The organism is Tatumella citrea (assembly GCF_002163585.1).
In the GTDB taxonomy this organism is placed as follows: Bacteria; Pseudomonadota; Gammaproteobacteria; order Enterobacterales; family Enterobacteriaceae; genus Tatumella; species Tatumella citrea.
On record NZ_CP015579.1, the window covers coordinates 3,498,746 to 3,522,748 of the forward strand.

A 24,003-nucleotide genomic window follows, 5' to 3' on the forward strand; every position below is an offset into this window, starting at 1 on the left:
TCACAGTAAGCCGTCGTGGTTGGCACTCAGCAACGACGGCAGTCACTGAGCAATTCAGACTGTTTCTGTATTCAGCAGGTCCGTGCCGTACGAATTATCGATACTGCACAACCAGCGCCCGTCCGGCTCTTTCCGAAAAACATAGGTCGCACGACGGTTTATCTCAACGGGTTCCCCCTGCGGCCCGGGAAATTTTAGCCGGCTTTCCATTATGACCAGCACATCCCCGCCCCCTTCAATTACCTGCATATCGCCCTGAGTGACCTGCAACTGCCCCTGAAAATAGTCAGAAATCAGCCCAAAGGCTTTACGGATATCGGCTTTTCCACGGGCAATCATGCCTGGTTTAATCACCAACGCCGCATCTTCGGTGTAGTACTCCATCACTGCATCAAAGTCACCGGCAGAAATAGCACGGTCACAATCTTCGATGATCTGTCGAACAGGGTGTGTGGTCATCAGAGCTCCGGCTGGCTGGAAGGGGAAAACAGAAAACCTGCAGGCAGCGCCTGCAGGTGAGTTATGACAGGAAGGATCAGATACGTTTGGTCAGCAGATACTCTTTTAAAACCGCAAAATCTGCCGGCAAGTTATCAGACAGCAGAGGCAGGTCGGCACGTTCCGCTAATTCAGCCGGTAACGGCAGATCTTTCTGCAGAATCTCGTCCACGCTCTCTTTGAATTTCGCCGGATGCGCAGTACCCAGGAATAATCCATACTCGCCGTCACGTAACTGGTCACGCAGCATACTCCAGGCAATCGCAGCATGCGGTTCTGAGATATAACCCTCAGCAGCCAGTTCACGCATCGCCGTGCGTGTCTGCTCATCGCTCAGTGCACCGTAGGCCAGTTCATTCAGTTGCCAGGTTTTACGACGGAATAGCTCTTCAACACGTGGCCAGTTATTCGGCTGGCTGACGTCCATGGCATTAGAAAGCGTCGCAACGGTTTTATTCGGTGCCCACTCACCGCTGCTCAGGAAACGAGGAACGGTGTCATTGGCATTGGTCGCGGCAATAAAACGTTTAACCGGCAGTCCAAGGCTCTTCGCCAGTAATCCGGCGGTTAAATCACCAAAGTTCCCGCTCGGTACTGAAATCACCAGCTGGTTACGTTTTTCCTGAGGCAACTGAGCTACTGCTTCAAAGTAATAGCAAACCTGAGCCAGCAAACGGCTGATATTGATGGAGTTCGCCGAGTTAAGGCCAATCGCCTGTTTCAGTGCCTGATCATCAAATGCCTGTTTCACCAGTGCCTGACAGGCATCAAAATCGCCGTCTACAGCGATGGTCTGAATATTTCCACCCAGAGTACAGAACAGTTTTTCCTGTAGCGGACTGATTTTGCCCTGAGGATAGAGAATAACTACCCGGATATTTTCCATGCCATAAAATGCATGAGCCACGGCAGCACCGGTATCTCCGGAGGTTGCTGTCAGGATAGTGATTTTTTCATCTTTATTACTGCTCAGTGCCAGCATCTGCGCCATAAACCGGCCGCCGAAGTCTTTGAATGCCAGCGTAGGACCGTGGAACAGCTCCAGGCAAGCGATATCTGCTGAGACGGGTTGAACCGGTGCCGGGAAAGCAAATGCCGCTTTTACCCGTGCAGCCAGTTCTGCTTCAGGGATCTCATCACCGATAAATGCTGACAAAATTTTGCTGCTGCGACTGACAAAGTCCAGCTCCAGCAGTTGATCAATTTCAGTCAGTTCAAACTCTGGCAGTTCATTCGGGAAGAACAGCCCTTGTTGTGAACCCAGACCCTGTTTTACGGCCTGAGTGAAACTGACCTGCTCGTTATGATCTTTCAGATTATATAATTTCATCGCTTATCCCAGTTTACGTGCGCCCGTCGTATCAAGACGGCAAATATGTACGAAGCCTTCATCGTTCTGCAGATAGTGCTGCTGCAGCCATGCTTTAGCCTGCTCAGCCACCTCCGGTGTATCACAGACCGCAAACAGTGTCGGTCCGGAACCGGAAATACCACAGGCCAGCGCTCCGAGTTCGGTCACGGCCTGCCGTGCTTGCGCAAAGCCTGGCAGTAATTCGGTACGGTATGGCTCAGCGATGACATCTTTCATCAGGCTGGCAGCCAATTGTGGCTGGCGGGTATGACAGGCATGAATAAATCCTGAAAGCATCCGCCCGTGGGTAATACAGTCGGCTTTACTGTAACTCGCCGGTAAAATTGCTCTGGCCTCAGCGGTGGACACTTTAATCCCTGGATAGGCCATCACCCAGTACCATTCATCGAAGCCCGGCACTGGCTGACAGGTAATACCATTCGCTTCCAGCATCAGCTGGATTCCTCCCAGAAAGCAGGGAGCAACGTTATCAAAATGTACGCTACCGGAAACCCGGCCTTCCAGTTCGCCCATCAGAGCCAGTAACCGGTCATCATCCAGAGGCCGATCACAGAACTCATTCATCGCCATCAGTCCGGCGACCACCGAACAGGCACTGGAACCCAGCCCGGAACCAATCGGCATATTCTTTTCCAGCACCATTCTGACCGGAATTTCATGGCCAATTTCCTGGCAAAAACGCTCCCAGCACTGATAAACAATATTCTCTTTTGGATCTGCCGGGAGTTTTGACACAAAACTGCCACGGTTTTCGAGACTAAAAGATTCCGCTGTCTCAACAGTGACACAATCGCCCAGCAATGTGCCGTCAACCGGCGAAACCGCCGCGCCCAGCACATCAAACCCGACACTGACATTCCCGATAGAGGCGGGTGCATAAACTTTTACCATGATCAGACTCCCAGCTTCCACGTCAGAGTTCTCAATAAATCAGCAAACACCCCGGCCGCTGTAACATCGTTACCGGCTCCGTACCCCCGAAGCACCAGAGGCAGAGGCTGATAATAACGGCTGTAGAATGCCAGTGCATTCTCACCATTCTTCACTTTAAACAACGGATCATTGCCATCCACTGCCGCAATTTTCACGCTACACTTGCCCTGTTCATCAATGGCACCGACGAAACGTAACACTTTACCTTCATCACGGGCTTTAGCTGCCCGCGCCGAGAACTCTGCATCCAGTGACGGCAGTTGCTGCATAAACTCATCCGCGTCGGCCAGCGATAACAATCTTTCCGGCAGTACGGCTTCAATCTCAATATCACTGAGTTCCAGCGCCATTCCTGCTTCACGGGCCAGAATCAGCAGTTTTCGCGCGACATCCATCCCCGACAAATCATCCCGTGGGTCAGGTTCGGTAAAGCCCAGCTCGCGGGCTTTGGTGGTCGCTTCTGACAGCGATACACCATCATCCAGCATGCCAAAAATATACGACAGAGAGCCAGACAGGATGCCGTTGAATTTAAGCAGCTCATCACCGGCATTGAGCAGGTTCTGAAGATTCTCAATCACCGGCAGCCCTGCACCCACGTTAGTGTCATACAGGAATTTACGCCGTGTTTTCTCTGCTGCTGCCCGAATCTGCTGATAATACTCCCATGAGGAGGTGTTCGCTTTTTTGTTCGGCGTCACCACATGGAAGCCTTCACTCAGAAAATCAGCGTACTGGTCGGCCAATTGCTGACTGGAAGTACAGTCAACAATCACCGGGTTCAGCAGGTGATATTCTTTAACCAGACGAGTCAGGCGTTCGAGGGAAAACTCATCAGTTGCCCGGGAAAGCTGATCCTGCCATTGGTCCAGATTAATACCATGAACGTTGGTCAGTAATGCTTTTGAGTTGGCAATACCACACACCCGTAAATCAATATGTTTGTTTTTCAGCCAGGATTGCTGACGGTGTAACTGGTTAAGTAATGCCGCACCGACTCCGCCGGTACCCACTACAAACACCTCAATGACCTGATCAGTGGCAAACAGCATCTGATGGACGACCCGCACACCGGTAGTTGCTTCATCATTGCTGACCACCACCGAGATAGAGCGTTCTGACGAGCCCTGAGCAATAGCGACAATGTTAATGTTGGCCCTGGCGAGTGCTGAGAAGAATTTTGCCGAAATCCCCCGCAGAGTGCGCATTCCGTCACCCACTACAGAAATGATGGCCAGGCTTTCGATAACTTCCAGCGGGTCAAGCAAGCCGTCTTTCAGCTCCAGATAGAACTCATCCTCCAGAGCACGGCGGGTAGACAGGGCTTCATTTTGCGGCACACAGAAACTGATACTGTATTCAGAAGAAGACTGGGTAATCAGAACTACCGAAATCCCTTTGCGCGACATCACGGCAAACACTCTGGCAGCCATACCAACCATGCCTTTCATTCCCGGTCCGGAAACATTAAACATGGCCATGTTATTCAGGTTGGTGATGCCTTTCACCGGAGTCGAATCTTCACCCTGCCCTGCGGCAATCAGGGTACCTGGTGCTGACGGATTAGCAGTGTTTTTAATCAGGCAAGGGATCTGGAACTGGGCAATCGGGGTAATGGTGCGCGGATGAAGTACTTTGGCACCAAAATAGGAGAGCTCCATGGCCTCCTGATAGGACATCGATTTAAGCAGACGCGCATCCGGCACCTGACGAGGGTCACAGGTATAAACACCGTCAACATCTGTCCAGATTTCGCAACAGCTGGCACGCAAACATGCAGCCAGCACTGCTGCTGAATAGTCTGAACCATTGCGTCCCAACGCCACCAGTTCGCCCTGCTCATTTCCGGCAGTAAAACCAGCCATCAGTACATAATTTTTTGGTGGAATCTGACTGGCAGCAATCCGCCGGGTCGATTCAGTAATATCAACGGTAGATTCCAGATAGCCGCCTACAGCCAGCAGCTTCTCGACCGGATCAATAACTGTGACCTGGTGACCACGGGCCTGCAACAGTGCCTGCATAATGGCAATGGACAGCTTTTCACCGGTGCAGATCACCGCTGCATTCACGCTGTCAGGGCATTGTCCCAGCAGGTTAATCCCGAGGATAATTTCCTGTAACCGGGCAAATTCGTTATCGACAAACTGAGTCATTGCCTGCAAACCGAAGCCAGGCTGCGCTTCAGCCAGCCCCTGCAGTAACTGGTCAAATATCTGGCGGGCATCATTCAGATTGGCTGAGGCGTCCTGCCCGGAGATAGTTTTTTCGATAAGTGCAACTAAGTGGTTGGTAATTTTTGCCGGAGCGGAGAGGACTGTCGCAACCTGTTCCTGCTGTGCATAATTTTCCAGTATGTCGACAACACGCAGAAAACGTTCTGCATTTGCGACCGAGGTTCCGCCAAATTTCAACACTCGCATGGGTCAATAACTCCTGAATTTATGCCGAAAAAAAAGCCCGCACCTGATTAGGGAGCGGGCTTTTTCGTTTTTTCCTGTTATGCGTCAGCCCGCACCGTTACCTGTGGTAATGGTGATGGTGGTAATAATAGTAATGTTCAGGCTGTGATTTCGCATTTAATGTCTGTCTGTCTTTTATCTAAACTGTCTGCTCTCAGAAGTAAAACAAACCGCCCGATAAGTCAATCAATTTGTCATTTTCTGCTTAACAAGACTACTACGCATTGATTCTGTTCACTTGGTCAAAAACAACTAATCTATATGCTCTGCGGCACAATATTCCTGACCGGACACCATAAAATATCAATTTATCAGCAGATCACTCTGCAAGCTTTTTTTCGATATCATGCAGTAAACGATGCAGCATTGCACTGTCTCTCTGCTCCAGCAACCCGAGCCGCTGATCCAGCCAGTCGGCCATTTTCAGGTCATCGCTGACCGACAAACGCTCAAGTAACTGATGAGTTCTAAGACGCAGTGCCCGCAGTTGTTGTGGATCTGCCACCGGTTGAGCCTCTGCCTTTACCTGCATCAGTGAAGAAAACTGATAACACAGTACCATTACCGCCTGCCCCAGATTTAATGACGGATAGTCAACCGCCATAGGAATTCCTGTCAGCACATCGGCCAGCGCCAGCTCCTCGTTGGTCAGACCGCTTTCCTCACAACCAAAAATCAATGCCAGCCGGTTCAGCCACTGCTGCTTTTCTTTCAACAATGCTTCAGCCTGCTGAGGCGTTGCATAATAATGATAACGGGCACGGCTACGGGCAGTAGTGGCAATTGAAAAATCTACATCGGCCAGCGCGGCTGCCAAATCAGGGTACTGGTGCACATTATCCAGTATGTCGGTAGCCCCATGAGCCACCCGATACGCGGCGGCCTCCTGCCAGACACTGCTGTTGACGATACGCAGCTCACTAAAACCCATGGTTTTCATCGCCCGGGCTGCCGCCCCTACATTTTCGGCACGCGCCGGAGAAACTAAAATAATCGGGAATGACATATCATCACCTAAACAATGCACTAAACAACTCAGTACTGGCTATTTTGTCTGGTTTCATAAGAAATTTTAACCAGTTAAATGCCAGACAGAACATGAAATCAACAAAAAAAACCGGAAAATTATTTTTTTATCATTAAATTACAATATGTTAAATTAAAAAATCAGCGAGTTTACTGTGAGTACCTGGCACGTGCTACGGCATAATTTAGCGATTTCTCCTATAAGGAGAATAAAAAAGAGATATTTTTCACACAAGTGTTAACGTGCTACACTCAGTTTTGATATAAGTCAACGAAGCGTTTTTATTTGCTTCCTGAATGTTGTTGGTGCTGTTAGCCCGCTGTTAAAGAGGTTAGGATGAAGCGCATAAAGACCAGTTTAGGCGCATACAGTCCAACTGTATTTACGTTGAAATTCGTCAGTGACATTAATCTGTGATGCATCAAGAACAAAACGTCGTAAATTGGCAATGCAGACTCATTATACGTCGACCGATATCTCAGACATCAGCACTGTATGCCTTGTATCAATTTTGATGGCAAATTTTAGGTAGCGAACCATGCAGACCCCGCAAATTCTTATCGTCGAAGACGAGCTAGTAACCCGAAATACTTTAAAGAGTATTTTCGAAGCTGAAGGATACATCGTATTCGAAGCCTCTGATGGTGCTGAAATGCACCAGTTATTGACTGACAATGATGTCAATCTGGTGATAATGGATATCAACCTGCCAGGTAAAAACGGCCTGCTGCTGGCTCGCGAGCTCCGCGAACAGGCAAGCGTAGCGCTGATGTTCCTGACAGGGCGTGACAATGAAGTCGACAAGATTCTTGGGCTGGAGATCGGTGCGGATGATTACATCACCAAACCGTTTAATCCACGTGAACTGACCATTCGTGCACGTAACCTGCTGTCCCGTACCATGAATCTGGCGGTCAGCAGTGAAGAACGTAAGCATGTGGAAAATTACCAGTTTAACGGCTGGACACTGGATATTAACAGCCGTTCTCTGGTCAGCCCGCAAGGCGAGCAGTACAAACTGCCACGTAGTGAATTCCGTGCCATGCTGCACTTCTGTGAGAATCCGGGAAAAATTCAGACCCGCGCTGACTTGCTGAAGAAAATGACCGGCAGAGATCTGAAACCTCACGATCGTACGGTGGATGTGACCATCCGTCGTATTCGTAAGCATTTCGAGTCAAACAGTGATACCCCGGAGATCATCGCTACGATCCACGGTGAAGGTTATCGTTTTTGCGGTGAGTTAGAAGATAACTAACTTCCCGGATGCGGACTGTTTTACGCTGCCCGTCGGTCTGATGACCGGCGGGCTTTTTTACATTTTGTGCGACACCCTTAGTGCCATGGCATGATTGGGACAGCGCTGATCGCATTTTTTGGCGAACCATCGACCAGTTTGTCAGAATAGCTCAGATATACCAGTGTATTCCGTGTTTTGTCATAAAAACGAACAACCTGAAGTTTCTTAAATATCAACGAGGTACGTTTTTTAAATACCACGTCTGACTCCCCTGGTTTCAGGTTGTCAGGAATAGTTACCGGTCCGACCTGCTGACAGGAAATGGCGGCATCTGCCGTATCTTCAGCCAGACCCAGTCCGCCTTTTATACCTCCGGTTTTAGCCCGGCTGATATAACATGTAACATTTTTAACATCTGGATCATCAAAGGCTTCGATTACAATCTTGTGATCCGGACCAAGTAATTTAAAAACGGTATCTACAGAGCCAATTTCCTCAGCATGTACCATGCCATTAAGAGCAAAAAGTACACAGCCGGCTGCCGCAAATTTGTTGATAAAAAACTGTAGTTTTTTGATTTTCATTAAGTTACCGCTTATTAGGTGATTACTGAATAATCAATATAAGGTTACTATTGATACCTTCAAGTGTTCCTTTGTCGCACTGAATTATTGTAACAACAGGAAACGGTATATTTGCGCCCTTTCCTGTTTTTTTTGCATTTAATGCTACTCTTAGCTTTATGAAGGTTGCCTGATCAATTATGCCAACCAGGACTGTGAGGATGTAATATGGACCAAGCTGGTATCATTCGCGATTTGCTTGTCTGGCTGGAGAGCCATCTGGACCAACCCTTATCTCTGGATAATGTTGCCTTTAAGGCCGGATACTCCAAATGGCATTTACAGCGGATGTTTAAGAACGTAACAGGTCATGCTATTGGCGCTTATATCCGGGCCAGACGCCTGTCTAAAGCTGCTGTTGCACTGAGACTTACCAGTCGCCCAATTCTGGATATTGCGCTGCAATACCGGTTTGATTCTCAGCAAACGTTCACCCGTGCATTTAAAAAACAGTTCAATCAGACACCTGCTGGTTATCGCCGTGCCTCTGACTGGAATTCCTTTGGGTTACGTCCACCAATTCGTATGGGCGAGTTTTCTATGCCTCAGCCAACGTATGTCACGTTGCCGGAAACCACGCTGATGGGGCAAACTCAAAGCTACAATTGTACTCTGGAACAGATTTCTGTTTATCGTGCGGAAATGCGCGGCCATTTTTGGCGCCAGTTCCTGCACGATACCGATGCGCCGCATATTTTATATGGACTGCATCAGGTGAAAAGTAGTGCAGATAAAGAAGACGAGCAGGAAATTCTTTACACCACTGCAGTCACCGAAAACGATTCAGGGCAGAGCCTGCAATCAGCACAGAAGATCATTCTGGAAGGTGGTGAATACGTTCAGTTCAGCTACAAAGGTCCTAAAGAACAACTCCAGGACTTTATCCTGGTATTGTACAGCACCTGTATGCCAACCCTTGGGCTGACCCGACGTGCCGGACAGGATATTGAACGCTTCTATACCCCGGGTGGCAAACTGACCAAAGAAAATACCGCAGAACTGACCTGCGAATATTTGATCCCTATTCGCAACGAAGCCCGACGCGTTGCCTGACCACTAACATACCCCGGGATTCACAGAATCCGGGGTATGTTATTTAACGCTGTAGTTCATCCAGAGCGTCAGCCGTTAAATGAGCCACATCTCCGGCAGTTTCCACCACCCAGCCATTAGCCAGCCATTCACTGTGCTGATAATCCACTCTGGAAAGCGAGCAGTTACGTAGCCGCAAGCGCCGCTCAGCAAAAGCCGGTAACCCCAGCAAAGTACTGATTAACGTTCCCAAAGCCATACCATGGCTGACCAACACCGGGCGACTGCCAGACGGTAACTCACGACAGGCATCCAGCGCCTGATGCATACGGCCGGCCAGTTCAGTCATACTTTCCCCGCCGGGGATCCGCCCATTTTCAGTGCCATCCACTAACGACTTACGCCAGCCTTCTTCTTCAGCAGACAACTCGCTCAGACGACGGGTTTCCAGTATTCCCATATTCAATTCCCGTAACCGACTGTCGGTCACTATCGGGCACTGGCAATACTGCGCAATAATTTCCGCAGTCTGGCGGGTCCGGCCTAAATCACTGCTGATGATATGCGTGATACCATAAGACTGAAGCCGCTCTCCCACCTGCTTTGCCTGTTGCTCTCCTTGTACGGTTAATGGGCTATCGCTTTGTCCCTGCAGACGACGTTCGGTATTCCACAGGGTTTCACCATGACGAACCAGAAAGACTTGTAGCATGTTACCTATCCATTATACTGAGTCAGTGCAACCATCTGCCCTGAGAGTTTAACTATTATGTACCATGTTGTCGCCGCTACCAGCAACCCGGCAAAAATCAGCGCTATCCTACAGGCATTCGAAGATGTTTTTGGTGCCGGCCAATGCCAGATTTCGGGTTCAGAAACTGACAGCGGTGTTTCAGCGCAACCGATGAGTGATGAAGAAACGCTTAAAGGTGCCCGTCAGCGCGTTGCTAATGCCCGTCATCGTCAGCCCGAAGCAGATTTCTGGGTAGCGATTGAAGCCGGTATTGACGGTCAGCAGGCATTCGCCTGGATGGTGATAGAAAATGCTTCACAGCGGGGTGAATCGCGTTCTGCCAGTTTCTTATTACCCGCGGCAGTCTCTGAACAACTCCATCAGGGGCGGGAGCTCGGAGATGTGATGGCACAACTGACCGGCATCGATAATATCAAACAAAAAGGGGGAGCGATTGGAGCACTGACTGAAGGCCGGCTGACCCGGACCTCCGTTTATCATCAGGCTTTATTGCTGGCGCTATGCCCGTTGCTGCACCCTTACTACAATCAGTCACCACTCAGCGACAGCTGATGTTCCAGCCATTGACGAAATACAGCCGGTGACTCCTTGAGGCTGTTAGAACCCCGGGTAATGGTGGCAATTCCAACGCCCAGTTGATCTTTTAACTGCCGTTGGCTCAGTTCACCACGCATCAGTTCTTCAATAATTCTTAACCGGGTCGCCAACGCTTCCCGTTCATCCGGAGTCATCATCAGTTGCAGTAACGCCTCTGTCTGCTGATCGTCCACTGCCTGCTTCAGTAAGCTGACAACACGAGGCCAGTTAAACTCAAAATTTTCTTCTGCATTGGCAGTGGGCAACATAGACGGCTTCCGTACTCATTGATGAGTACAGAAGCATAGCATACTCAGTAGCGGCGATTCCACTCTGTATCCTGTAACAGTTTGCCCGGCTGTCCCATGAAATAACGATAGTAGGCATCATAAGCCAGCACATTTTTCACATAGTTACGTGTTTCGGCAAAAGGAATGGTTTCAATAAACCCGACAGCATCCAGCTTACCCCCACTCACTGCCAGCCACTTCCTGACTCTGCCAGGACCAGCATTATAGGCCGCAGAAGAGAAAATACGGTTATCGTCAAACTGACGGTACACGTAATCCAGATACTGCATCCCGATCTGGATATTCATCTGCGGATCTAACAGCTGGCTACTGTTCACGTAATTACTGATCGGGAACATTTTGACAGTATGCGCCGCAGTCGCGGGCATTACCTGCATTAGCCCGCTGGCACCGACCGGCGAGCGAATTTTTGGGTTCCATGCACTTTCCTGTCGCGAAATGGCCATCGCATAACTCACCGGGATGGCTTTCCCGGCAGAATATTGTTGATAGTACTGCTGCCAAGCCAGCGGGAAACGCTCCTTCAGGCTGTCCCACATTTTGGCGGTAATGGTGGCCTGAACACTCAGATCCCACCAGTCCTGCTCGCTGGCATAGCGAGCCAGCATCTTCTGTTGTTCCAGGGGTTTGCTGCTGATAAGGTTAGCCCATTCACTTCGGGCCAGATTATCCATTCCCCAGTACATCAGTTCTCTGACACGGCTAATCTCTGCGCCGCTGGCAACTGCGGCGGTCGGTGCAGGTGCCGGATCAATCGTCAGTTTATAAGGTACACCCAGTTTTTGGGCCGCAACCATAGGATAGAAACCACGTTTCTGTGTCAGCTGGCTGAGAAGTTCATCGCCTTCCTGTTTACGGCCCTGCTCCAGTAACAGACACGCCTGCCAGTATTGCCACTCATCCTTTTGTTTAGCCTCGACAGGTAACCGGGCGATCCAGGTATTCAGGCCCCGGTGATCATTATCCGAAATCGCCTGGCGGATACGTCGCTCGATGAGTGACGTAGAATCACTGTCCATCACAACAGCATCCCGCCAGCGCATCTGTTCCGTCGTCACATCGCTGCCCATAAATTGCCAGGCCACTGACTCTTTCATGGCCTGAGCTTCAGAATCAGACATTTTCTGGGCCGCCACCAGCACCGGGATCAGTGAGCGGGCATTTTCGGCATCCTGTCGTGCCAGCCGGCTGAAAGCAATCAGGGTTATCTGCCGACTGAAATCCCCGGGGGCCACCGTAGTGGCAAAACTGCTGACCGTCTGCGGGTTTTGTCCCAGCGTCGAAAGGGCTGTGGCAACGGTTGCATAATTTACCGGCAGCATGGTGATCAAATGACGCACCAGCGAATCATTCCCCTCTTTAAAGGCCAGGATCACACGCTGTAAAACAGCCTGCGGACTGAATTGTGCCGATGACTGCCAGGCAGTAAACAGTGCATCGCAACTGTCGGGTAAGTTGGCCCCGGTCAGCCATAATTTTTTCGCGCCTTCCCAGGCCAGTTGCCGGTTGCCGGTCGCCCAGTTGGCGTAATACCAGTTACATTGTGCCTGTACCGGTGCCGGACGGGTTGGACTGAAGCTTAATAAGCCCTGCCAGTCCTGGCGTCTTGCCAGTTCATTGATAAAGCGGTTTTTCAGACTGCGGGCGGAAGGCAATGTCGGGTACTGGTTGGCAAAATTGGTAATTGCCAGAGAGGTTTCCTGATTCAAATCCTGGGACAGTAGCCGGTATTCAAGGTAAGGATAAAGCGGGTAATCTTTCAGTGACGGCATCATCTGCGCCACAACATCCATTTGATTGTTATCCCAGGCCTGCTTAATTTGCTGGTATCGCAGACGCTGTTGATCCAACGAGTCTGCCTGACTGAGACCGGCAACCCCTGTCAGACAGAGACCCAATACCCAATGCTTCCAATTAATCACATGCTTCTCCTCTTTTCCCCGGCACATATCAGCAGACCCGCTGACAGTCTTCCATGCTAGCGGGTTAAATGATGACTTACTATCATCTGCCAAAAATTTACTCAGTCTGACGTTCACTGGCACGTTTGAGTGTAAAAGCATTGCACAAATTTGCACCATTCGAAGGCGGCCCTGCGCCAAAAATGGTCAACCTTGCTGATTACGTCATTCGCCACAATTCATTTAATCAATAAATTTCATTAAGTTACAACTATGGCACGCTCTTTGCTCAGATGAATACCATCTGGTATACATGATGGAATTCATATGACCTCTTTAAGCGCAGGACTTACTCTTGGACAGTGGACTCACCATTGTCAGCAACACCCTCAGCAGCTGGCTGAAATTCTGAATCAATGGCTGGCAACGTTTGATCCACAGGATCCGGCATGGATAAGTGTCGCGACTCCGGCACAAATCACTGCACAGGTCAGCGAAATTCTGCCACGTTTTCTGCAGGATCCAACCTCGCTGCCACTGTTCGGCGTCCTGTTTGCGGTTAAAGATAATATTGATGTTGCCGGTTTTAACACCACCGCCGCCTGTCCCGCGTTCAGTTATGTGGCCGACAATGATGCTGAAGTAATAGCCCGTCTGAAGTCTGCCGGGGCCATTGTGGCCGGAAAAACCAATCTCGATCAGTTTGCCACCGGACTGGTCGGCACCCGTTCACCTTATGGTGAAGTACCTAACAGCTTTGATCCGGATTATGTCAGCGGCGGTTCCAGTTCTGGTTCTGCATCGGTGGTAGCACGCGGCCTGGTGCCTTTCTCTCTGGGAACAGATACTGCCGGTTCAGGACGTGTTCCGGCCGGGTTTAACAATATTGTCGGTCTGAAACCAACCAAAGGTTGGCTCTCTGCCTCCGGCGTGGTCCCTGCCTGTCGTCTGATTGATACTATTTCAGTGTTTGCACTCACCACCGAAGATGCCTGGCAGGTAGCCAGCCTCGCCGGGGGTTATGACAGCGGAGACAGCTATTCACGGTCTTCTCCCCATACCGCGCCAGCTGCCTTGCCGGCCTCCCCTAAGTTTGCCATTCCTGCCAATCCGGAATTCTTTGATGATGAGCAGGCTCGTGCCGCCTGGGAAGCCGCATTAACCGACCTGCAAACCTGCGGTGCCACGTTGTCGGCTATTGATTTCACACTGTTTCACCGGCTGGCAGAACAGTTGTACAACGGCCCGTGGGTTGCTGAAAGAACCGCGGCCGTTGGTGAGATGTTACAGAATCCGGACAAACTCGACCCGGTGGTCTACGGCATTGTCAGGCAGGGTGAGAAATTCTCAGCTACCGATGCCTGGCGGGCTGAATATCTGCGTTCCGAACTGAGCCGTCAGATTCAGCAAACTCTGGCACAGTTCGACGGACTGGTGGTCCCGACTTCACCCACTATCCGCACCCGCCAGCAAATGCAGCAGGAACCGGTGAAATACAACGCTCAGTTTGGTACCTACACCAATTTTACTAATCTCGCCGATCTCTGTGCGCTGGCCCTGCCAGCAGGTTTTCGGGCCGACGGACTGCCCGCCGGAATCACGCTGATTGCTCCTGCCTGGTATGACCGGGCCCTGGCTGGTTTTGGCTTACGCTGGCAACAGCAACAACAACTGCCTCTGGGTGCCACCAGACTGCCTGCACCAGAGTCAGCGGTTTCTCTGCCGGCATCTGCTGATCATGTACGCATCGCGGTCGTCGGTGCGCATCTGACTGGTATGCCTCTCAATTATCAGCTCACCTCCCGCCAGGCGGTTCTGGTGGAAGAAACCACCACTGCTGCGCATTACCGCCTGTATGCCCTGAGTGGCGGAGCGATTAAAAAACCAGGTCTGGTTCGCGATGACAGTGGCGCTGCCATTATCGTCGAACTCTGGGATATCCCCCTGGCCCGTTATGGCGAGTTTGTTGCCGAGATCCCGGCACCTTTAGGAATTGGCACCCTGACGCTGGCCGACGGGCGCACTGTTCAGGGATTTGTCTGCGAACCTTATGCACTGAGTAATGCCCTCGATATCACCGAAACAGGTGGCTGGCGCCGCTGGTTAAGCTCACAGGAGACCCGTTAATCATGTTTGATACCGTACTGATTGCTAACCGTGGTGAAATTGCCTGCCGTGCGTTGAAAACTCTGAAACGTCTGGGAATTCGTAGCGTCACTGTCTATTCCGATGCAGATAAAAACGCCCCGCATGTGAAAGAGGCTGACGAGGCAATTGCCCTTGGCGGTGATAAACCGACTGACAGTTATTTGTCGATAGAGAAAATTTTACAGGCGGCCCGACAGAGTGGCGCCCAGGCTATCTGGCCGGGATACGGATTTTTATCAGAAAGCCTGCCTTTTGCTGCTGCCTGTGAAGAAGCAGGGATCGTGTTTATTGGTCCTACCGCCCATCAGATTGGCGAGTTTGGATTAAAACACCGCGCCCGCGAACTGGCTGCTGCTGCCGGAGTCCCCATGACTCCGGGAACTCCATTGCTGAATTCACTACCGGAAGCCTTGCAGGCTGCCGCTACTATCGGCTATCCGGTGATGTTGAAAAGCACCGCCGGCGGCGGTGGCATTGGCATGACCCGCTGTGCCGATGAAGCAGCCTTATCCGATGCATGGGAAGGTGTCCGTCGTCTGGGCGCACAATTCTTCAATGATGCGGGTGTTTTCCTCGAACGTTGTATCGATCAGGCCCGGCATATTGAAGTACAGATTTTCGGAGATGGTCAGGGCAAGGTCGTTGCCCTGGGAGAACGCGATTGTTCTCTGCAACGCCGCAACCAGAAAGTCGTCGAGGAAACGCCTGCCCCTCACCTGCCGCCAGAAACACGCCGTACGTTACTGGAAAGTGCGGTCAGACTTGGTGAGAGTGTGAATTATCGCAGTGCAGGTACAGTCGAATACATCTATGACGGCGCTCAGGATAAATTCTATTTCCTGGAAGTGAATACCCGGTTACAGGTAGAACACCCGGTAACTGAATCAGTCACCGGATTGGATCTGGTCGCCTGCATGTTGCAGGTCGCCGCCGGCGAAACTCCGGACTGGCAGGCCATGGCTAAAGCTCCGCAAGGGGCAGCTATCGAAGTTCGCCTGTATGCAGAAGACCCGCTGAAAAACTTTCAGCCCTCACCCGGTACACTGACCGATGTCAGCTTCCCGGATAATGTGCGGGTCGATGGCTGGGTGAGTACCGGCACGGAAGTTTCCGCCTGGTACGATCCACTGCTGGCAAAACTGATTGTTCATGCCGATACCCGTGAAGCTGCCTGGGAAAAATTACGTCAGGCCCTGTCAGAAACCCGGATTCAGGGGATTGCTTCAAATCTCGACTATCTGCGTCAGGTCATTAATACCCGTGAGTTCCGCGAAGGGCGCAGCTACACCCGCTTCCTCGATAAATTTACCGCCAATGCCCATGTGGTGGAAGTGATTCAGCCAGGTACCTGGAGCTCGGTGCAGGACTATCCGGGCCGCCCGGGCTACTGGGATATCGGCGTTCCGCCTTCCGGCCCGATGGATGATTATGCCTTCCGGCTGGCTAACCGAATTGTAGGTAATGCGCCGGAAGCAGCAGGGCTGGAATTTACTCTGCAGGGACCCGTTTTAAAATTCCACTGCGATTGCGTTATCGCGTTGACCGGAGCCCCTTCAGAAGCAACCCTGGATGATGAGCCGGTCGCATTCTGGCAGCCAGTGACCGTAAAAGCAGGTCAGACTCTGGTACTTGGTCGTGCCACTTCCGGTTGCCGTACCTGCCTTGCCATCCGCCACGGTTTTGATGTCCCGGTCTATCTGGGCAGCCGCTCAACCTTTGCCCTGGGACAGTTTGGGGGCCATGCAGGACGAATTTTACGCCAGGCAGATATGCTGCCGGTATCACAACCAGAATTACCTGCCTGCACTACACCACCCGCTATCAGTGAACCGCAGGCTCTGCCGACAGAGATGATTCCGGAATACGGTAATCACTGGCAGATTGGGGTGTTATATGGCCCGCATGGTGCTCCGGACTTTTTTACCCCACAGGCGATCGATACCTTCTTTGCGACCGACTGGGAAGTGCATTACAACTCAAACCGGTTGGGTGTCCGGCTGAGTGGCCCTAAACCCGAGTGGGCGCGGGAAAACGGCGGCGAAGCCGGCCTGCACCCTTCTAATGTGCATGACTGCGAATACGCCATTGGTGCCATTAACTTTACCGGTGATTTCCCGGTCATCCTGACCCGTGACGGACCGAGCCTCGGTGGTTTTGTCTGCCCGGTGACAATTGCCAGCGCCGAGCTATGGAAAGTCGGTCAGGTCAAACCCGGCGATAAAATCCGCTTCTATCCGATCAGTTTTGATGAAGCTCAGGCGCTGGAAACGGCCTGCAATCAGCAAATTGAACAGCTTACACCCGCAGCGATACCAGAATTTTCTCCGGTTAATCTGCAACCCACTGACGGAGTTCCGGCGACCGCACTGGCTGCATTACCGGCACAAGGGGACCGTCCGTCTGTGGTCTACCGTCAGGCGGGTGATCATTACATCCTGATCGAGTATGGCGACAACGTCCTGGATCTGGCGTTACGCCTTCGGATTCATCTGCTGATTGAAGCGATTCGTCAGCAGGCGATCCCGGCGATCCGCGAACTGTCCCCGGGTGTTCGTTCATTACAGATCCGCTATGACAGCCTGCAGTTATCACAGAAAGCACTGATTGACCTGCTGCTGGAGCTGGAAACCTCGCTCGGTGATGTCAGCGAGCTGAAAGTCCCTTCACGTATTGTCTGGCTGCCAATGGCTTTTGAAGACAGCGCAACCTTAGACGCGGTCAGCCGTTATCAGCAGACCGTCCGTCAGCAGGCGCCGTGGTTGCCGAATAACGTTGATTTCCTGCAACGGACCAACGGGTTGGAAAGCCGTGAGGAAGTTAAACGCATTCTGTTTGATGCCAGCTATCTGATTCTTGGCCTGGGCGATGTCTATCTGGGAGCCCCTTGTGCAGTCCCCGTAGATCCGCGCCACCGGCTGCTCAGTTCAAAATATAACCCTGCCCGCACCTTTACTGCCGAAGGTACTGTCGGTATCGGCGGCATGTATATGTGTATTTATGGGATGGATTCGCCGGGTGGATACCAGTTGGTGGGCCGTACGCTGCCTATCTGGAACAAATATCTGAAAAACGATCAGTTCGCCGCCGACGAACCCTGGTTATTACATTTCTTCGATCAGGTGCGTTTCTATCCGGTCACTGAAGATGAATTACTGCAACTGCGTGATGATTTCCGTGAAGGCCGTGCCAGCGTGCGCATCGAGGAAAGTGAATTTGATTACGCAGCCCATCGCCGTTTCCTGGCAGAAAACGCGGACTCTATTAACCAGTTTAAAGAGCGCCAGGCCACTGCTTTTGCTGAAGAAGTGGAGTTGTGGAGCCGCGAAGCGCTGAACTCTCCGTCAGAAGACGATCAGCCTCTGGTCGCCGAAGAAGATACCGCAGGATTATTGCCGGTCAATGCCGACCTGAATGGCAGTGTCTGGAAAGTCCTGGTGTCACCAGGCGACACCATCGTTGCCGGTCAGCCAGTAGTGATTGTGGAAGCGATGAAAATGGAACTGACCATCAGTTCACCTGCCGCAGGTGTGGTCAGCCAGATTGCATGCCAGCCAGGGCGCCAGGTTGCTCCGGGGGATGTGCTGCTGTGGTTAGCCGGGGAGGAGCAATGAGTTCTGTGAGTAACAGCAATAAATCACGACCAGAAGCACTGGCTTCGCGGGTTTATCAGGCAGTGAAGGACGATATTTTCGACTTCCGTTTACTGCCGGGTGATCGCTTCAGTGAAAACGATATTGCTGAAAAAATGCAGGTCAGCCGGACCCCGGTCCGGCAGGCACTCTACTGGCTGGCCCATGAAGGCTACCTGGAGGTCTATTTCCGCAGTGGTTGGCAGGTTAAACCGTTCGATTTCGAGTATTTCGAAGAACTGTACGACTTCCGTACCGTTCTGGAATGTGAAGCCGTGCGCCGGTTGTGCCGTTTACCGGCAGAGCAGTGCCGCCAGGCATTAACCGAACTGCAAAATTTTTGGATTGATACGCCACCGCTGCCACTCAGTGATGGCAAGGAAATCTCAGCCTGTGATGAAGAGTTTCATCGCGGGTTACTGGATGCGGCAGGAAACCGTGAAATGGCGAAAGTCCATGCGATTGTCACCGAGAAAATTCGCATCATCCGTCGTCTGGACTTTACCCGCGAAGACAGGATCAGTGCCACATACCGGGAACACGCCCTGATTTTAAACCAGATTTTTCAACAAAACAGCGAGGAGGCACAGCTACTGCTCACCAGGCATATCGCAGAGAGTAAAGCGGAAGTCCGCAAAATAACACTACACATGTTACAGCAGGCAAGAACATCACCCGAGTCATAATTCGCTTATCAGGGGTATTACAATGAAAAGACGTTCATTACTTAAAGCTTTTGCTCTCTCCGCTACTGTCGTCAGTATGGGGGTCAGTCTCGGTGCTTATGCTGCCGACACTATCAAAGTCGGGATTATGCATTCACTCTCCGGCACCATGGCGATTTCAGAGACGCCGTTGAAAGATGTGGCTCTGATGACCATTGATGAAATTAATGCGCACGGTGGTGTGCTGGGTAAAAAACTGGAGCCAGTGGTGGTTGACCCTGCATCCAACTGGCCATTGTTCGCCGAAAAAGCCCGTCAGTTACTGAGCCAGGATAAAGTTGCTGTCGTCTTCGGTTGCTGGACCTCGGTATCACGTAAGTCCGTTCTGCCGGTATTTGAAGAACTTAATGGTCTGCTGTTCTACCCGGTGCAGTATGAAGGCGAAGAGATGTCACCGAACGTCTTTTATACCGGAGCGGCACCAAACCAGCAGGCAATTCCGGCAGTACAGTACCTGATGAGCGAAGATGGCGGCAATGTTAAACGCTTCTTCCTGCTTGGTACTGACTATGTCTATCCGCGTACCACCAATAAAATCCTGCGTGCCTATCTCCATTCCAAAGGGGTTCAGGATAAAGATATTCAGGAAGTTTATACCCCGTTTGGTTACAGCGATTACCAGACCATTGTTTCCAATATCAAAAAATTCTCTGCCGGTGGTAAGACTGCGGTTATCTCCACCATTAACGGCGATTCCAACGTTCCGTTCTACAAAGAGCTGGCTAACCAGGGCATAAAAGCTACCGATATTCCGGTCATGGCCTTCTCGGTAGGTGAAGAAGAGCTGCGTGGTATTGATACTAAACCTCTGGTTGGTGAACTGGCTGCCTGGAACTATTTTGAATCTCTGGATAACCCGGTAAACGCTAAATTTGTTGCCGATTACCGTGCCTATGCCAAAGCTCACCATCTGCCAAACGCTGACTCCGTAGTTACCAATGACCCGATGGAAGCGACCTACGTCGGCATCCATATGTGGGCTCAGGCAGTCGAGAAAGCCGGCACCACCGATGTGGACAAAGTTCGTGCAGCAATGGCCGGACAGACGTTTAAAGCGCCGGATGGATACACTCTGACCATGGACCAAACCAACCACCACCTGCATAAACCAGTGATGATTGGTGAAGTTGAAGCCAACGGCCAGTTTAACGTGGTCTGGCAGACCGACGGTACCGTACGTGCTCAGCCGTGGAGCCCGTATATTGCCGGGAACGACAAAAAACCTGATACCCCGGTCAAAGGTACGTTCTGACCATCCGCTGACCCGCTGCCTGTCGGCGGGTCCGTTAGCTAACCCGGTCAGGTCCGTTCCTGCCCTCAGTTGAGCAAAGATTATGATCACACTACGCCGCGTTTTCTGGTCATTACTGTGGTTAACACTGTGCCAGCCATTACTCGCCAGTGCCGGTCCTGCGGCAGATTTTGCCGCCGCCAGCCGCACACAGCAGGCCACATTGTTACAGCAGTGGGCTGCCGCACCTGATGAACATTTACTGCCACTACTGAATGCATTACATAATGAGAATGTGGTAACAGATGAGAACAAGCAGCCTTTCAGTAAAACCGGCGACAAACTGGTGCCACTGGACAGTGCACAACAGCCTACCGGCAATACCCGTAAATTGCTGATGAACAACCGGCTGCGAATTCTGACCTCCCGCGCCTTGTCAGCTATCGAACTAACCAGCCATGATCCGGCACTCCGTCTGCTGGCCGCACGGCAGTTACAGAATGATGTAGCCAGCGATCAGCTACCACTAATGCAACAACAGTTGCAGAAAGAAACTAACCCGCAGGTTCGCGATGCCCTGTCACAGGCAGTAGCCCTGCTGCAACTGACTAATCCTCAGGCGGAAGTGCGCCTGCAGGCAGTGAAACTGTTAGGTCAGGCCAGTAACCCTGATGTACAGGCCAGCCTGCAACCTCTTACTCAGGCATCAACCGAACCGGATGCGAAGGTACGCCAGGCTGCAGCTGACAGCCTGCAGCAGATCCACCATCGACTGATGTGGGGTGACTGGCTCGGTCAGGCATTTAGTGGCCTGTCTCTTGGTTCCATACTGCTGCTGGCAGCACTTGGTCTCGCCATTACCTATGGCCTGCTGGGGGTGATTAATATGGCCCACGGCGAAATGCTGATGATAGGTGCTTATACCACCTGGATGATCCAAAGCCTGTTCCAGCAATGGGCACCACAATGGCTGGCATGGTATCCAATACTGGCGCTGCCGGCCGCCTTCCTGCTGACTGCCGCTATCGGCATGATCCTTGAACGTACTATTATTCGTCACCTTTATGGCCGCCCGCTGGAAACACTGCTGGCTACCTGGGGCATCAGCCTGATTCTGATCCAGGGAGTCCGGATACTGTTCGGCGCGCAGAACCTGGAAGTTGCTAACCCGGGTTGGTTATCCGGAGGCTGGCAGGTGTTACCGAACCTGGTACTGCCTTATAACCGGATTGCCGTCATTGTGTTTGTGGTTGGTGTGCTGCTGCTCACCTGGCTGCTGCTCAACAAAACCCGGCTCGGACTGAATATCCGTGCCGTTACCCAAAACCGCGCAATGGCTGACTGTTGCGGAGTAGCTACCGGCAAAGTGGATATGCTGGCGTTTGGCCTGGGTTCCGGCCTGGCCGGTCTGGGAGGCGTCGCCTTATCTCAGTTAGGTAATGTCGGTCCGGAACTGGGACAAAGTTATATTATTGATTCCTTCCTGGTAGTGGTGGTCGGTGGTGTCGGGCAGCTGGCAGGAACCGTGGCAGCCGCACTGAGTCTGGGTATTCTGAATAAAGTGCTGGAACCGCAGGTCGGTGCTGTGCTGGGTAAAATCATCATCCTGCTGGCGATTATCCTGTTTATCCAGAAACGTCCTCAGGGGCTGTTCGCTGCTAAAGGGAGGGTCATTGACTAATGAGCCAGCCAATTACTGTCACCATAGGCAAAAAAATGCCGGTACTGACGCTGACGCTGGTCAGTGTGGTCCTGCTGGCATTGCTGATTATGCCGTTTCTTAGTTTACTTCCGGCCAGCAATCCGCTGTCAGTCTCGACTTATACTCTGACACTGTGCGGTAAGATCCTCTGTTATGCCATCGTTGCCGTCGCCCTGGATCTGGTTTGGGGCTACGCAGGGATGCTGTCGCTGGGTCACGGGCTGTTCTTTGCATTGGGGGGCTACGCTATGGGGATGTACCTGATGCGTCAGGCCTCTGGTGACGCCCTGCCGGCCTTTATGTCGTTTCTCTCCTGGGACCATCTGCCCTGGTTCTGGACCGGAACTCAGTCATTTATCTGGACGTTATGCCTGATTGTGTTGTTGCCTGGCGGGCTGGCTGCGTTATTTGGTTTCTTTGCTTTTCGCTCAAAAATCAAAGGGGTCTACTTTTCGATCATGACTCAGGCACTGACCTACGCCGGAATGCTGCTGTTCTTCCGTAACGAGACCGGATTTGGCGGCAATAACGGATTCACCGGCTTCACCACACTGCTCGACTGGAAGATTGATGCCACAGGAACCCGTATTGCGCTGTTTATGGCCACAGTGATTCTGCTGGCGTTATCACTGCTCACTGGCTTCCTGCTGGCGCGCAGTAAATTCGGCCGCATTTTGACGGCAGTGCGTGACGCCGAAAACCGTCTGATGTTTTGTGGTTATGACCCACGCGGTTTCAAATTATTTATCTGGACCCTGTCGGCCGTCATGTGTGGCCTGGCCGGGGCACTCTATGTTCCGCAGGTTGGAATCATCAACCCGGGAGAAATGTCACCGACTAACTCAATTGAAGCCGCAATCTGGGTAGCACTCGGCGGCCGCGGCACACTGATTGGCCCGGTGTTAGGTGCGGCGATTGTTAACGGGGCGAAGAGCTGGTTTACCGTCAGTTTCCCGGATTACTGGCTGTTTTTCCTCGGCCTGATGTTTATTGTGGTTACCCTGGTTCTGCCACAGGGTGTTGTCGGGCTGTTGCGCCGGAGGAAAAATGACTGATCAAATTTATACCCACAGCTCACCGGCCGACCGGCATCGTCAGCAAACCGATCCGGTGTTGCAGCTGGAAAATATTTCGGTGACATTCGACGGTTTTCGCGCCCTGAATAACCTGTCGCTGAATATCGGCGTCGGGGAACTGCGTTGCGTTATCGGGCCGAATGGTGCCGGTAAAACTACCCTGATGGATGTTATCACCGGTAAGACCCGGCCGGACGAGGGCAAAGTAGTGTACGACCAGCGTACCGATCTGACACGCTTGTCACCCTCAGAAATTGCCCGCGCCGGTATTGGCCGTAAATTTCAGAAACCAACCGTGTTTGAAGCGCTAACCGTGTTCGAAAATCTCGAAATTGCACTGAAAGCACCAAAAACCGTGGCGGCCTCATTGCGGGCCAGACTGAACGGAGAGCAACAGGACAGAATCGCCTCGACTCTGCAATTGCTCCGTCTGTCAGACCAGCAACAACGGCTGGCAGGGTTGTTATCGCACGGACAAAAACAGTTTCTCGAAATCGGTATGCTGCTGGTTCAGGAACCCCATCTGTTGTTGCTGGATGAACCCGCCGCAGGGATGACCGATGCAGAAACAGAATACACCGCTGAGTTATTCCGCGAGCTGGCAGGAAAACACTCACTGATGGTGGTGGAGCACGATATGGGATTCGTCGAAACTATCGCCGACCATGTCACAGTCCTGCATCAGGGGCAGGTACTGGCAGAGGGTTCTCTGCGTGAAGTACAGGCCAATGAACACGTTATTGACGTATACCTGGGGCGCTAA

At 51.8% G+C, this 24,003-nt stretch carries 20 protein-coding genes and 1 other annotated feature; of the genes, 10 read left to right on the forward strand and 10 right to left on the reverse strand.

Annotated features, from left to right (window positions below; all coding sequences use genetic code 11):
- Positions 1 to 54 precede the first annotated feature (54 nt).
- The 6 genes from A7K98_RS16605 to A7K98_RS16630 all read right to left on the reverse strand — a co-directional run bounded on the left by A7K98_RS16605 (position 55) and on the right by A7K98_RS16630 (position 6,271).
- Positions 55 to 459 carry a YybH family protein gene (locus A7K98_RS16605; protein WP_087489558.1) on the reverse strand — a complete coding sequence of 135 codons (405 nt, stop codon included), beginning with the start codon at positions 457 to 459 and terminating at the stop codon, positions 55 to 57.
- A 76-nt stretch (positions 460 to 535) separates the two neighbouring features.
- Positions 536 to 1,828: a threonine synthase gene (gene thrC, locus A7K98_RS16610; RefSeq protein WP_087489559.1), complete on the reverse strand. Its 1,293-nt coding sequence runs from the start codon at positions 1,826 to 1,828 to the stop codon at positions 536 to 538.
- A gap of 3 nt (positions 1,829 to 1,831) precedes the next feature.
- Positions 1,832 to 2,761: a homoserine kinase gene (gene thrB / locus A7K98_RS16615; protein ID WP_087489560.1), complete on the reverse strand. Its 930-nt coding sequence runs from the start codon at positions 2,759 to 2,761 to the stop codon at positions 1,832 to 1,834.
- A 2-nt stretch (positions 2,762 to 2,763) separates the two neighbouring features.
- A complete protein-coding gene (gene thrA, locus A7K98_RS16620; protein WP_087489561.1) occupies positions 2,764 to 5,226 on the reverse strand; it encodes a bifunctional aspartate kinase/homoserine dehydrogenase I in 2,463 nt (820 codons plus the stop codon).
- A 26-nt stretch (positions 5,227 to 5,252) separates the two neighbouring features.
- Positions 5,253 to 5,375: a sequence feature (Thr leader region), on the reverse strand.
- Positions 5,311 to 5,382, reverse strand: a complete 72-nt coding sequence (thrL, locus tag A7K98_RS16625; protein WP_072055937.1) for a thr operon leader peptide — start codon at positions 5,380 to 5,382, stop codon at positions 5,311 to 5,313. It overlaps the preceding feature by 65 nt.
- Positions 5,383 to 5,584: 202 nt before the next feature.
- A complete protein-coding gene (locus tag A7K98_RS16630) occupies positions 5,585 to 6,271 on the reverse strand; it encodes a tRNA/rRNA methyltransferase (RefSeq protein WP_087489562.1) in 687 nt (228 codons plus the stop codon).
- Positions 6,272 to 6,830: 559 nt separating this feature from the next.
- Here A7K98_RS16630 and arcA point away from each other — a divergent pair.
- A complete protein-coding gene (arcA, locus tag A7K98_RS16635) occupies positions 6,831 to 7,550 on the forward strand; it encodes a two-component system response regulator ArcA (protein WP_087489563.1) in 720 nt (239 codons plus the stop codon).
- Positions 7,551 to 7,627: 77 nt separating this feature from the next.
- Here arcA and creA read toward each other — a convergent pair whose 3' ends face one another.
- Positions 7,628 to 8,116: a protein CreA gene (creA, locus tag A7K98_RS16640; RefSeq protein WP_087489564.1), complete on the reverse strand. Its 489-nt coding sequence runs from the start codon at positions 8,114 to 8,116 to the stop codon at positions 7,628 to 7,630.
- Between the two features lie 207 nt (positions 8,117 to 8,323).
- Between creA and robA the strand changes: the two genes are divergently transcribed.
- Entirely contained in the window at positions 8,324 to 9,208 is an 885-nt protein-coding gene (gene robA, locus A7K98_RS16645) for an MDR efflux pump AcrAB transcriptional activator RobA (protein ID WP_087489565.1), read from the forward strand.
- A gap of 43 nt (positions 9,209 to 9,251) precedes the next feature.
- Here the strand turns inward: robA and gpmB are convergent, their stop codons facing one another.
- The gene (gene gpmB / locus A7K98_RS16650; protein ID WP_087489566.1) at positions 9,252 to 9,899 is read right to left on the reverse strand and encodes a 2,3-diphosphoglycerate-dependent phosphoglycerate mutase GpmB; all 648 of its coding nucleotides are present in this window, start codon (positions 9,897 to 9,899) and stop codon (positions 9,252 to 9,254) included.
- A gap of 57 nt (positions 9,900 to 9,956) precedes the next feature.
- Here gpmB and yjjX point away from each other — a divergent pair, with 57 nt between their 5' ends.
- Positions 9,957 to 10,493: an inosine/xanthosine triphosphatase gene (yjjX, locus tag A7K98_RS16655; protein WP_087489567.1), complete on the forward strand. Its 537-nt coding sequence runs from the start codon at positions 9,957 to 9,959 to the stop codon at positions 10,491 to 10,493.
- Here yjjX and trpR read toward each other — a convergent pair.
- Both trpR and sltY read right to left on the reverse strand, forming a co-directional pair.
- Positions 10,469 to 10,786, reverse strand: a complete 318-nt coding sequence (gene trpR, locus A7K98_RS16660) for a trp operon repressor (protein ID WP_087489568.1) — start codon at positions 10,784 to 10,786, stop codon at positions 10,469 to 10,471. The two genes, yjjX and trpR, sit on opposite strands and share 25 nt — an antisense overlap.
- A 44-nt stretch (positions 10,787 to 10,830) precedes the next feature.
- Positions 10,831 to 12,777, reverse strand: a complete 1,947-nt coding sequence (gene sltY / locus A7K98_RS16665) for a murein transglycosylase (protein WP_407703087.1) — start codon at positions 12,775 to 12,777, stop codon at positions 10,831 to 10,833.
- Positions 12,778 to 13,056: 279 nt separating this feature from the next.
- Between sltY and atzF the strand changes: the two genes are divergently transcribed.
- The 7 genes from atzF to urtD all read left to right on the forward strand — a co-directional run bounded on the left by atzF (position 13,057) and on the right by urtD (position 24,003).
- The gene (gene atzF, locus A7K98_RS16670; protein WP_087493489.1) at positions 13,057 to 14,856 is read left to right on the forward strand and encodes an allophanate hydrolase; all 1,800 of its coding nucleotides are present in this window, start codon (positions 13,057 to 13,059) and stop codon (positions 14,854 to 14,856) included.
- A gap of 2 nt (positions 14,857 to 14,858) precedes the next feature.
- Positions 14,859 to 18,488 carry an urea carboxylase gene (gene uca, locus A7K98_RS16675; protein WP_087489570.1) on the forward strand — a complete coding sequence of 1,210 codons (3,630 nt, stop codon included), beginning with the start codon at positions 14,859 to 14,861 and terminating at the stop codon, positions 18,486 to 18,488.
- Positions 18,485 to 19,192, forward strand: a complete 708-nt coding sequence (locus tag A7K98_RS16680; protein ID WP_087489571.1) for a GntR family transcriptional regulator — start codon at positions 18,485 to 18,487, stop codon at positions 19,190 to 19,192. The genes uca and A7K98_RS16680 overlap by 4 nt, the downstream gene beginning before the upstream one ends.
- Before the next feature lie 22 nt (positions 19,193 to 19,214).
- Positions 19,215 to 20,483, forward strand: coding sequence for an urea ABC transporter substrate-binding protein (urtA, locus tag A7K98_RS16685; RefSeq protein ID WP_087489572.1), 1,269 nt, complete (start codon positions 19,215 to 19,217; stop codon positions 20,481 to 20,483).
- Positions 20,484 to 20,568: 85 nt separating this feature from the next.
- The gene (urtB, locus tag A7K98_RS16690; protein ID WP_198361190.1) at positions 20,569 to 22,143 is read left to right on the forward strand and encodes an urea ABC transporter permease subunit UrtB; all 1,575 of its coding nucleotides are present in this window, start codon (positions 20,569 to 20,571) and stop codon (positions 22,141 to 22,143) included.
- Positions 22,143 to 23,219: an urea ABC transporter permease subunit UrtC gene (gene urtC / locus A7K98_RS16695; RefSeq protein ID WP_087489574.1), complete on the forward strand. Its 1,077-nt coding sequence runs from the start codon at positions 22,143 to 22,145 to the stop codon at positions 23,217 to 23,219. The genes urtB and urtC overlap by 1 nt, the downstream gene beginning before the upstream one ends.
- Complete coding sequence (gene urtD, locus A7K98_RS16700) at positions 23,212 to 24,003, forward strand: urea ABC transporter ATP-binding protein UrtD (RefSeq protein WP_087489575.1); 792 nt, start codon at positions 23,212 to 23,214, stop codon at positions 24,001 to 24,003. The genes urtC and urtD overlap by 8 nt, the downstream gene beginning before the upstream one ends.

Bases quoted from the DNA above. Each gene is read 5' to 3' on its own strand.
- creA (WP_087489564.1), bottom strand. From the start codon at position 8,116: ATGAAAATCAAAAAACTACAGTTTTTTATCAACAAATTTGCGGCAGCC.
- A7K98_RS16605 (WP_087489558.1), bottom strand. From the start codon at position 459: ATGACCACACACCCTGTTCGACAGATCATCGAAGATTGTGACCGTGCT.
- thrC (WP_087489559.1), bottom strand. From the start codon at position 1,828: ATGAAATTATATAATCTGAAAGATCATAACGAGCAGGTCAGTTTCACT.
- robA (WP_087489565.1), top strand. From the start codon at position 8,324: ATGGACCAAGCTGGTATCATTCGCGATTTGCTTGTCTGGCTGGAGAGC.
- A7K98_RS16680 (WP_087489571.1), top strand. From the start codon at position 18,485: ATGAGTTCTGTGAGTAACAGCAATAAATCACGACCAGAAGCACTGGCT.
- trpR (WP_087489568.1), bottom strand. From the start codon at position 10,786: ATGTTGCCCACTGCCAATGCAGAAGAAAATTTTGAGTTTAACTGGCCT.
- sltY (WP_407703087.1), bottom strand. From the start codon at position 12,777: ATGTGCCGGGGAAAAGAGGAGAAGCATGTGATTAATTGGAAGCATTGG.
- uca (WP_087489570.1), top strand. From the start codon at position 14,859: ATGTTTGATACCGTACTGATTGCTAACCGTGGTGAAATTGCCTGCCGT.
- arcA (WP_087489563.1), top strand. From the start codon at position 6,831: ATGCAGACCCCGCAAATTCTTATCGTCGAAGACGAGCTAGTAACCCGA.
- thrA (WP_087489561.1), bottom strand. From the start codon at position 5,226: ATGCGAGTGTTGAAATTTGGCGGAACCTCGGTCGCAAATGCAGAACGT.
- atzF (WP_087493489.1), top strand. From the start codon at position 13,057: ATGACCTCTTTAAGCGCAGGACTTACTCTTGGACAGTGGACTCACCAT.
- thrB (WP_087489560.1), bottom strand. From the start codon at position 2,761: ATGGTAAAAGTTTATGCACCCGCCTCTATCGGGAATGTCAGTGTCGGG.
- gpmB (WP_087489566.1), bottom strand. From the start codon at position 9,899: ATGCTACAAGTCTTTCTGGTTCGTCATGGTGAAACCCTGTGGAATACC.
- urtD (WP_087489575.1), top strand. From the start codon at position 23,212: ATGACTGATCAAATTTATACCCACAGCTCACCGGCCGACCGGCATCGT.
- yjjX (WP_087489567.1), top strand. From the start codon at position 9,957: ATGTACCATGTTGTCGCCGCTACCAGCAACCCGGCAAAAATCAGCGCT.
- urtA (WP_087489572.1), top strand. From the start codon at position 19,215: ATGAAAAGACGTTCATTACTTAAAGCTTTTGCTCTCTCCGCTACTGTC.
- A7K98_RS16630 (WP_087489562.1), bottom strand. From the start codon at position 6,271: ATGTCATTCCCGATTATTTTAGTTTCTCCGGCGCGTGCCGAAAATGTA.
- urtC (WP_087489574.1), top strand. From the start codon at position 22,143: ATGAGCCAGCCAATTACTGTCACCATAGGCAAAAAAATGCCGGTACTG.